This window comes from Flavobacteriales bacterium (genome assembly GCA_020435415.1).
Lineage (GTDB): Bacteria > Bacteroidota > Bacteroidia > JACJYZ01 > JACJYZ01 > JACJYZ01.
Map to the genome: position 1 here is coordinate 1 of JAGQZQ010000124.1, position 7,714 is coordinate 7,714.

The 7,714-nt window shown below is 48.7% G+C and carries 7 protein-coding genes; 6 read left to right on the plus strand and 1 reads right to left on the minus strand.

Translation table 11 applies throughout. The features are described 5' to 3' along the window. Positions 1-603 precede the first annotated feature (603 nt). The 6 genes from KDD36_14065 (at position 604) to KDD36_14090 (ending at position 6,626) form a co-directional block, all read left to right on the plus strand. Complete coding sequence (locus KDD36_14065) at positions 604-1,572, plus strand: deoxyhypusine synthase family protein (GenBank protein ID MCB0397775.1); 969 nt, start codon at positions 604-606, stop codon at positions 1,570-1,572. A gap of 147 nt (positions 1,573-1,719) precedes the next feature. Beyond that, complete coding sequence (gene acs, locus KDD36_14070) at positions 1,720-3,621, plus strand: acetate--CoA ligase (protein MCB0397776.1); 1,902 nt, start codon at positions 1,720-1,722, stop codon at positions 3,619-3,621. Between the two features lie 9 nt (positions 3,622-3,630). Further along, positions 3,631-4,080: a DinB family protein gene (locus KDD36_14075; protein MCB0397777.1), complete on the plus strand. Its 450-nt coding sequence runs from the start codon at positions 3,631-3,633 to the stop codon at positions 4,078-4,080. A gap of 85 nt (positions 4,081-4,165) precedes the next feature. Next, positions 4,166-4,912, plus strand: coding sequence for a polyprenol monophosphomannose synthase (locus KDD36_14080; protein MCB0397778.1), 747 nt, complete (start codon positions 4,166-4,168; stop codon positions 4,910-4,912). Beyond that, positions 4,909-6,270 (plus strand): dihydroorotase, encoded by a 1,362-nt coding sequence (locus KDD36_14085; GenBank protein MCB0397779.1) that lies wholly within the window; start codon positions 4,909-4,911, stop codon positions 6,268-6,270. Before KDD36_14080 ends, KDD36_14085 begins: the two co-directional genes overlap by 4 nt. Then, a complete protein-coding gene (locus tag KDD36_14090) occupies positions 6,267-6,626 on the plus strand; it encodes a DUF4296 domain-containing protein (protein MCB0397780.1) in 360 nt (119 codons plus the stop codon). The genes KDD36_14085 and KDD36_14090 overlap by 4 nt, the downstream gene beginning before the upstream one ends. 4 nt (positions 6,627-6,630) lie before the next feature. Here the strand turns inward: KDD36_14090 and KDD36_14095 are convergent. Further along, positions 6,631-7,714: NAD-dependent epimerase/dehydratase family protein (locus KDD36_14095; GenBank protein ID MCB0397781.1), on the minus strand; the 1,084-nt coding region annotated here is incomplete at its 5' end.

Genomic DNA, 7,714 nt, shown 5'->3' on the forward strand with positions numbered 1-7,714 from the left:
AATTCCACCGTCAACAAATGTTAAATCTATGACTTAAATTAGATCGCCTTTTGTCCGGATTTGTTTTAAGACGCACACTTTGCGGAAAGACCACACCCCTTCGGAGGAAAATCGAAACAACCTGAAGCTGCGGAGGTAGCTGAACTTGTATGTGAACAAGTACCACCATTACAATTACTGAAATGTGAAATAATCGTTCGCTTTATATAGCCAGAAGAAGGGAACCGGAAAGTATAACAAAATGTCCCGGGAGTGGAACGGTTCACCGCATAACACTTGCCTGCAGTCAAGGCATCATTCAGATTAGAGATGCCTCCCGGATCTACAAAGAAAGTACCGTCGGGTTCATCACATGACCCCTGAGCACTTGAATTTACATATACGCACATCAACAACGCCGCAGGTACCAGAAATAATTTCATCGAGTAAAAGGACCCTTAAGTAGTTGCCAGGTATTTAATTTGCCGCGAAGGAACGGTTTCATTGTATCACATATGTTATACAAAAGTTAACGTCGGGTATCCTTCCCTTCAAAGCCCACTAAAATCAAATTGTTTTTATCTTTGACCCTCTTCATTTTTGTTCAATTTTTTTCAATCAGCCATGGGTGCCATCACAGATTTCATTGAGAACCATTATCATCATTTCAACGCCGCCGCATTGCGCGACGCCGCCGACGGATATATCCAACACCTGGATGAAGGTGGCAAGATGATGATCACACTGGCCGGTGCCATGAGTACAGCGGAATTGGGTATCTCCCTGGCAGAGATGATCCGTCAGGATAAGGTGCAGATCATCTCATGCACCGGAGCCAATCTTGAAGAGGATGTTTTCAACCTGGTGGCCCATGATTTTTACAAACGTGTTCCTAATTACCGTGACCTGTCGCCCGCAGACGAGCAGGCTCTGCTGGACGAAGGCTTCAACCGCGTTACCGATACATGCATTCCGGAAGAGGAAGCATTCAGAAGATTGCAGAAACACATTCACAAAGTGTGGTCTGATGCATACAACAACGGCAAGCGCCACTTCCCTCACGAATATTTTTACCAGATGTTACTGAGCGGCGTGCTTGAACAGTATTATCAGATCAACCCGAAAAACAGTTGGATGCTGGCAGCCGCAGAAAAGAACCTGCCGATCATCGTCCCCGGGTGGGAAGATTCCACCCTCGGAAACATCTTCGCCTCGTATTGTATCAAGGAAGAGTTCAATGCATCTATCGTAAAATCCGGCATCGAATATATGCAGTTCCTCGCCGGATGGTACACTGAGAACTCAGGTGGTAAAGGCATCGGTTTTTACCAGATCGGTGGAGGCATAGCCGGTGATTTCCCCATTTGTGTGGTACCCATGCTTATCCAGGACATGGAGCTTGAAAACACACCGTTATGGAGCTACTTCTGCCAGATCTCGGATTCGACCACAAGTTATGGCTCCTACTCCGGCGCCGTTCCAAATGAAAAGATTACCTGGGGAAAATTATCTGTGGAAGCGCCTAAACATATTGTAGAATCGGATGCTTCCATTGTTGCCCCGCTGATGTTTGCCAAGATCCTGGGGTGGTAAGATGATGGTGATAGCGCCATAAAGATTCAATCATTAACGCAATCGAATCTTAGCGCAATGAACAACACGATCCCCTTCCTTGGTCGAATGGGTTTCTATTGCTATATTCAATTCCCTAATTTCACCATCGGAATAACCACATAACCTATGATATCAAAGATTTCTACACTGGATGAGTACAAGTCGCAATACGAGGCTGCCATCCAGGACCCTGAAGGTTTCTGGGCAAACCTCGCATCCCCCTTTACATGGAAAAAAAAGTGGACCCGGGTACTGGACTGGTCCTTTGACCCATTCTCCGTTAAATGGTTTGGCGACGGTGAGTTGAACATCACCGAGAATTGTCTGGACCGCCACCTGGGAACCCGGGGAGATCAGGTGGCTTTTTTCTGGGAGACAAACGATCCCAATGAGCAGGGGGAGAAAATCACCTACCGGCAATTGTATCACCGTGTATGCCGCTTTGGAAATATGCTCAGGTCTCTTGGCGTAAAGAAGGGCGACCGTGTTTGCCTGTACATGCCCATGACCCCTGACCTGGCGATTGCAACGCTGGCGTGTGCACGAATCGGTGCCATTCATTCGGTGGTCTTCGCTGGGTTTTCCGCCAAATCACTGTCAGACCGGATCAATGATGCCACCTGTAGCATACTTATCACAGCTGACGGCGCATTCCGCGGAAACAAGAAAGTAGCGCTAAAAAGCATTGTGGATGAAGCACTCGCCACCTGCCCGACCATCCGGAAGGTGGTTGTGCAGCAACGCACCAGGGATACGGTAAGCATGAAGGATGGCCGGGATATCTGGTTGCATGACGCCCTGGAAGGTCAGCCGGATGAATGCGAAGCCGAAACGATGGGTGCAGAAGACATGCTTTTCATCCTTTACACCTCAGGATCCACCGGCAAACCCAAAGGGGTGGTGCACACATGTGGTGGTTATATGGTTTTTGCAGAATATTCTTTCCGCAATGTTTTTCAATATGAAGAAGGACAGGTGTACTGGTGCACGGCGGATGTGGGTTGGATCACCGGTCATACCTACATGGTTTACGGTCCCTTGCTGGCCGGAGCTACCTCGGTTTTATTCGAAGGCATACCCACCTGGCCGGACGCCGGTCGTTTCTGGCAGGTGGTGGATAAGTACAAAGTGAATATCTTCTATACCGCCCCGACGGCCATACGTGCCCTGGAAGCCTGCGGCACCCAGTTCGTTGAACCCTATGACCTGTCCTCACTTAAGGTACTCGGAACCGTGGGTGAACCCATCAATCAGGAAGCATGGGAATGGTATCACCACCACATTGGCAAAGAAAAATGCCCCATCGTGGATACCTGGTGGCAAACAGAAACGGGCGGTATTCTCATCTCTCCTCTGGCCGGCATCACTCCGCTAAAACCATCCTTCGCCACCCTGCCCCTTCCGGGAATCAGGCCTGTGATTGTGGACAACGAAGGTCAGGAGCTATCCGGAAATTCCGTGGAAGGGAACCTTTGCATGGCCTTTCCATGGCCCGGTATGATCCGCACGACCTATGGCGATCATGACCGCTGCATCACCAACTATTTCTCAACTTATCAAGGAAAATATTTTACCGGTGACGGATGTCGGCGTGATGAGGACGGATATTACCGGATCACCGGCCGGGTGGATGATGTGATCAATGTATCCGGTCACAGACTGGGCACAGCAGAGATAGAAAATGCCATTAATGAAAATGAATTTGTGGTAGAGTCCGCCGTCGTCGGATATCCCCATGACATCAAGGGTCAGGGTATCTACGCTTATGTGATCTGTGCGCAGAAACCGGAGAACGAGGAGGCAGTGCGCAAAGACATCATCGCCAAGGTGAATGAGATCATAGGCCCCATCGCCAAACCGGATAAGATTCAATTTGTATCCGGCCTGCCGAAAACGCGGTCCGGAAAGATCATGCGGCGTATCCTCAGAAAGGTTGCCGAAGGCAGTGATGCCCTCGGCGATACCAGCACACTGCTGGACCCCTCCGTCGTGGATGAGATCAGACAAGGTGCCCTTCAACCAAACTAAAAAATCATCATGAGCATACTCACATCTTTGCGGGAATTTTATAACCGCGACCTTGAAAAATTAGCGGCCGAAATCGCTTCCTTCGATAATGATGAACAGCTTTGGGAGGTGCGCGGCGATATCACCAACAGCGCCGGAAACCTGGCATTGCACCTGTGCGGAAACATCGATCACTTCATCGGGGCCATATTGGGCAACACAGGTTATGTAAGGGAACGCGACAAGGAATTCAGCACCAAAGGACTTTCCAAAGAAGCGCTTGTCACCATGATAAGTGAATGTAAAACACGAATTGATCAAACCCTGAGTAACCTTGAAGAGGATATACTGAATAAACCTTACCCTGTAGAGGTCTTCGGGAAACCCATGACTCATGGGCATTTCCTGATTCACCTGACCACCCATTTCAATTATCACCTGGGTCAGTTAAACTATCTCAGACGGATGATGTCTGTATGACAAACGCTCCTGATTTAACATTTCTTAAATAATGGACCCTGTCTGCATCAATGCAACTTGCTTATCTTCGTAGGCGATGAACCAAATGCCCACTTCCGATAGCCTGGTGATCATTCCCACCTACAATGAGAAGGAGAACATCCGCCAGATCATTGCTGCGGTGATGACGTTGGATTTTCCTTTCCATGTGCTGATCATTGATGACGGCTCCCCGGATGGAACAGCCAATATCGTGAAAGAGATCATGGCGTCCCATGCAGACCGCTTGTTTATCGAAGAGCGGAAAGGCAAGCTTGGACTTGGTACGGCTTACATTCATGGTTTCCGCTGGGCCCTCAATAAAGGTTATCGTTACATCTTCGAGATGGATGCGGACTTTTCCCATAACCCCCAGGACTTAATCAGGCTCCGAAAGGCATGTGCAGAGGAAGGTGCCGACCTTGCCATTGGCAGCCGGTATATCAACGGGGTGAATGTGGTGAACTGGCCCATGGGTCGCGTACTGATGTCTTACTTCGCCTCGGTTTATGTCAGGTTTATCACCGGAATGAAGATCCGCGACACCACAGCAGGATTCAAATGTTACAAAAGCGAAGTTCTGGAAACCATTGATCTGAACAAGATCAAGTTCATGGGTTATGCCTTCCAGATTGAAATGAAATTCGCAACGTCCAGACTCGGATTCAAGATTACCGAGGTACCGATTATTTTCACCGACAGAACACAGGGTGAATCCAAAATGTCCAGCGGTATTTTTAAAGAAGCCATCTTCGGTGTTCTTCAGATGAAAATCAAGAGCTGGTTCTCTAACTACAGAAAAACCAAAACATGAGTAAACCCATAGTCATATGGGGCGCCACTGTTGTAAACGAGGGAGAATATTTCACAGGCGGCGTGCTGATCAAAGATGGCCGGATTGCTGAGGTATTCCGGGAATCCGGACAACCTGAACAGTTTCAATCCGACTCACCTGAATGGATTGATGCAAGCGGACTCCATCTGATCCCTGGCGCCATTGACGACCAGGTGCATTTCCGTGAGCCAGGCCTCACCCATAAAGCCGATATCTACCATGAATCGAGGGCAGCGGTAGCCGGCGGTATCACCTCATTTATGGAAATGCCCAACACTGTTCCCAATGCCCTCACCCAACAATTACTGGAAGACAAGTATGCACTGGCTGCTGAAAAGTCCATCGCCAATTATTCCTTTTACATGGGCGCTTCCAACGACAACCTGGAAGAAGTGTTGAAAACGGATGTTACCAGGGTTTGCGGTGTGAAAGTTTTCATGGGCTCTTCCACCGGAAATATGCTGGTGGATAACAAACATACCCTGGAAGGTTTGTTTGCCGAATGCCCCACCCTGCTGGCAGCACATTGCGAAGACGAAGCGACCATCCGCTCGAACATGGCTTTATACAAGGAAAAGTACGGTGATGCCTTGCCACCCTCAGCACATCCATTGATCCGGTCGGAAGAAGCGTGTTACAAGTCATCTTCCCTGGCGGTGGAACTGGCTGCGAAGAATAACACGAGATTTCACCTGCTCCACGTATCCACCCAAAAGGAACTGTCTTTGCTGGAAGAAGGAAAACCTCTTGCTGATAAACGCATCACCGCCGAAGCCTGCATCCACCATCTATGGTTCACCGATGCCGACTACATTTCCAAAAGCAACTTCATCAAATGGAATCCCGCCGTTAAAAAGGAAACGGACCGGGATGCCATTCGAATGGCGGTTAAATCGGGACGGATTGATGTGGTAGCCACAGACCACGCTCCTCATACAAAGGAGGAAAAGTCACAACCCTATATCACTGCCCCTTCGGGAGGACCACTGGTTCAGTTTGCCTTGCCTGCCATGCTCGAACTTAGCGGACAGGGCGTATACACCATTACTGAAGTGGTAGATAAAATGTGCCATGCACCGGCCACTGCCTTTCGCCTCCGTAAACGTGGATTTATCAGAACAGACTATCAGGCCGACCTTGTACTGATAGATATGAATAAATCCACCGACGTGAAAGAAGAGATGATCTTGTCCAAATGCGGATGGTCACCCTTTGAAGGTCACCGGTTTCCTTCATGTATTGCCAGAACGTTTGTGAACGGTAGAACCGTTTACGCAGATGGACAAATCGTAGAGGGTGAACCGGGAGAACGCCTGCTGTTCGATCCGTTGCCATGAGCTTCCGGCTTTATATCATCATTGGGCTTTTCTTGCTGGCAACAGGAAACACCGGTTGTCAATCGGAAACAAACGAATTCCAGGTGCCGGCAGGAATGATATCCCAGGATACGATGGCCGCTATGCTTTTGGACATGCACCTTCTTGAATCAGCTTCCAACCTGAACAAACTGCCCATCTCAAATAAGTATCACGCACAGATCTACCCATTCGTGTTTAAGAAGTATGGGGTTACCCAGGAGCGATTTGATACGAGTTTTGCTTACTATCGCAGTCAGCCTGCATTGATGGATACCGTGTACCAACAGATCATCAACGAAGCGTCACGGATGCAATCGGAAGAAGGTTTGAAGTAACGATCTAACGCGCGAGGGCGCCGGACTTTGAAAGGGAAGGCATAAACGATCGCAGGAAAATTTCTGCGGTATCCTTCACCGCTTGTTCCACCGGAATAAACTCAATGCCCACAGCCTGCACAATCTTTTCGTTGGAATAAAAATACTGGCGGTGCGCCATGCGGGCGGTTTCCTTTGTAATTAGCGGCTTCACTCCGGTGAGCAACGCCCTGGCACTTTCAAAACGCCATGCCATTTCACTGATAATATAACCGGCTTCTATGCTTGCCTTGCTCTTTCCAAGGACCTCGGCAATCCACTCAAATACGAGTTTATACGGACAGTTCTCAGATGAGATAATGAACCGTTCATTTTCAACCTCACTTTGCATTAACCGGATCATTGAAGCACTCACATCCCGTACATCCACAAAACCGTTGATCCCGGAGGTGTAATAACCCAATCCTTCCCACACCTTGTAGAACATACTGGCGCTTCCTCTCTTCCAGTTACCCGGCCCTATGATGACTGATGGGTTGATGATGTATGCGTTAAGTCCTTCGGCAATACCCCTCCAGACCTCACGTTCACCGTAGTATTTGCTGACCGAATAGAGTGAATTATCGGAAGACGGGCGCCATTCGGTCTTTTCAGTAACCACATCTCCATCTGCATTCGCACGCCCCAAAGCTGCTATTGAACTTACATAACCCAACTTCTCAATACCAGCTTCAAGAGAAAGGTTCACCACGTTGGCTGTTCCTTCTACGTTCACCTGAAGCATTTTTCTTCGGGTGGAAGGATTGAATGACACCAGGGCTGCACAATGGTAAACCTGGTTGACACCAATCAGCGCATCCTGCAAGGAGAAGATATCCAGCACGTCGCCTTCTACCCACTCAATTTCTGAAAACAGCGCTTCTGAATCCTGACAATAATAAGAAAAGACATCGCGGGTAAGGGAAATATCGCTGCCAGGCCTGCGTAAAGCCCGCACCTTTTCACCTTTCCTGACCAGGTCGTAAATCAAATGGGACCCCAGGAGTCCGGTTCCGCCGGTAACAAGATTCATGTGATAAAGATAGTATGTTTCTGATTGCCGGTCAAAT